Annotated in this window: 2 protein-coding genes; one reads left to right on the top strand and one right to left on the bottom strand. The window is 69.7% G+C overall.

All coding sequences use genetic code 11. From position 1 onward, the window contains the following. Positions 1 to 676: class I SAM-dependent methyltransferase (locus PLL68_RS14035; protein ID WP_502910720.1), on the bottom strand; the 676-nt coding region annotated here is incomplete at its 3' end. A 247-nt stretch (positions 677 to 923) separates the two neighbouring features. Here PLL68_RS14035 and PLL68_RS14030 point away from each other — a divergent pair. After that, positions 924 to 2,307, top strand: a 1,384-nt coding sequence (locus PLL68_RS14030; protein WP_324535125.1) for an aspartate aminotransferase family protein, incomplete at its 3' end; no start/stop codon positions are given.

Genomic DNA, 2,307 nt, shown 5'->3' with positions numbered 1-2,307 from the left:
GGGCCTGCCGATAGAGCGCGGCAGCGACGGTGGTGTTGGTCTGGAAGAACGAGCGCGGGCCGAGCTGGAGGGTGACGTCGCCGACGGTCATCGGCAAGCTGGTCTGCGGGGTCAGGGCGATCTCGGTGTCGCCCTCGAGGACGGCCTTGTGCTCCGGATGCAGGTTGGCCGTCACCACCCGCACCGACGGCAGTGCGTGGAGCAGGGTAGGGAGGGCTGCGCGGATGGCGGCGAGGTGGCGCTGCGAGCGAAGGACGAAGCGCACCAGCTGTTCGCCGCCGGGGGAGTGGGTGACCAGGAGGTACTTCAGCTCGCCGCGGCGGGCGGGCACGTCGTAGGGCTCGAGCCCGAGACGGGCCACGAGATCGTGCAGCGGGCCGAAGGTCGCCGCGAGGCCGGGTTCGTAGAGGCCGCAGTCGCGCAGGTCGATGCCGCGGCCCCGGTGGTCGAGGATGCCGAGGGTCGGGTGCCCGGCGGTGCCGCCCACGACCAGCTTGGCCTTGTTCCGGTAGTGCGAGGCGGGGCTGCGGGCCGGGTCGACCCAGAGCAGGTCGGGGGCGACGGGCGCGAGCACGTCGGCCACGCGCCGCTCCTTGTCGGCCAGCTGCTGGGCGTAGGGAACGCCCATCAGCGTGCACGAGCGGCAGCGTCCGGAGTCGAAGTGGTCACACTGCATGGTGTCCGCAAGCGTAGGTGGTGTCGGTGCCGAACCCCAGCGTGGCAGTCGGCGCCAGCGGGTTCGACGTCTGAATCGGGTGATTTGCTGCCGTTACCACCGGTCATCGCCATCCCTGACGGCTGAATCCGTAGGCCGATCTAGCGCAACGCCATGGGATCAGTAGGTAATCGGCGCGATCCGGCGCTAGGCTGGCCCGACACCGCACCACGATCCCGCCCCGAGGGTGGGGGAGGAGAGTCACACAATGACCGAGAACTCGCTGGACGCAGCCGCGCCGACGCTGCCCGAGCACGACCCGGCGACCTACCGTCGCCTCCCGGCGCGGACCCGACCGGTGGATCCTTCCGTCGTCGAGCGGTTGCTCGCGCAGGAGTGGGAGCGGTTCGAGACGTGGTCGGCAGGCTCCGGGGAGCACAACAAGCGGGCCAGCCAGTCCCTGCCGCTCGGTGTGACGAGCTCGTTCCAGCACTGGGACCCGTACCCGATCAGCGTCGCCTCCGCGCGGGGCGCGTGGCTGACCGATGTCGACGGCAACCGCATGCTCGACCTGTCGATGGGGTTCGGGGCCATGCTCGTCGGTCACCTCAACCCGACGGTGGTCGCCGCGGTCACCGAGGCACTCACCGAGACGGGCACGCTGTTCGTGACCCCCTCGCCACAGGCGACGGAGATGAGCGAGCGCTTCTGCCAGCGCTTCCAGCTCGACATGATCCGGTTCACCAACTCCGGCACCGAGTCGCTCATGTACGCCATCCGCTGCGCGCGGGCCTACACCGGGCGCAAGGCGATCGTGAAGATCGAGGGTGGCTACCACGGTGGTTACGACGGTCTCCAGATCTCGGTGAAGCCGGGCCTGGACGAGATCGGGCCGGCGGACGCCCCGACCCCGCAGGTGCCCTTCGACGTCGAGGCCGGCACCGTCCACGTCGTCGCCTACAACGACCTCGGCCAGCTGACGCGGGTCCTTGAGGAGCACGGCAGCGAGATCGCCGCCTTCGTCGTCGAGCCGGTCATCGAGAACCTGTCGATCGTCGTCCCGGACGCGGGCTACCTCGCGGCAGTCCGTGAGCTGTGTGACGAGCACGGTGTCGTCCTCATCTTCGACGAGGTCAAGACCGGACTCACCGCCGGCGCTGCGGGGGCGGCGCAGCGTCTGGGGGTGAAGCCCGACCTCATCACCCTGGCCAAGTCCATCGGCGGCGGTCTGCCGCTGGCTGCCTTCGGCGGGCGGCGTGAGGTCATGGAGGTCGTGGTCGACGGCCGGATGGCGCACTTCGGCACCTACAACGGCAACCCGCTCGTGATGGCGGCTGCCAAGGCCGTCGACGAGATCTGCACCCCGGAGGCGCTGGCCGAGGCCGAGGCGGTGAACATCCGTGCTCTTCAGGCCATCGACGCGATCATCGACGAGTACGAGCTGCCGGCCCACACGGTGGGCCTTGGGGTCAAGGGTTGCGTCACGTGGTCGACGACCCCGGTGCGCAACTACCGCGACTACAAGGCCACCGACTTCCGGCTGGCCGAGCTCTCGTGGCTGTGGGGCGTCAACCGCGGCATCCTCACGCCCCCCGGTCTCGACGAGCAGTGGCTCGTCTCGCTCGTCACCACCGACGAGGACATGTCCACGC

It is taken from the genome of Ornithinibacter sp. (genome assembly GCF_035443565.1).
In the GTDB taxonomy this organism is placed as follows: domain Bacteria; phylum Actinomycetota; class Actinomycetes; order Actinomycetales; family Dermatophilaceae; genus Fodinibacter.
This window is presented reverse-complemented; position numbering and strand designations above follow the sequence as displayed.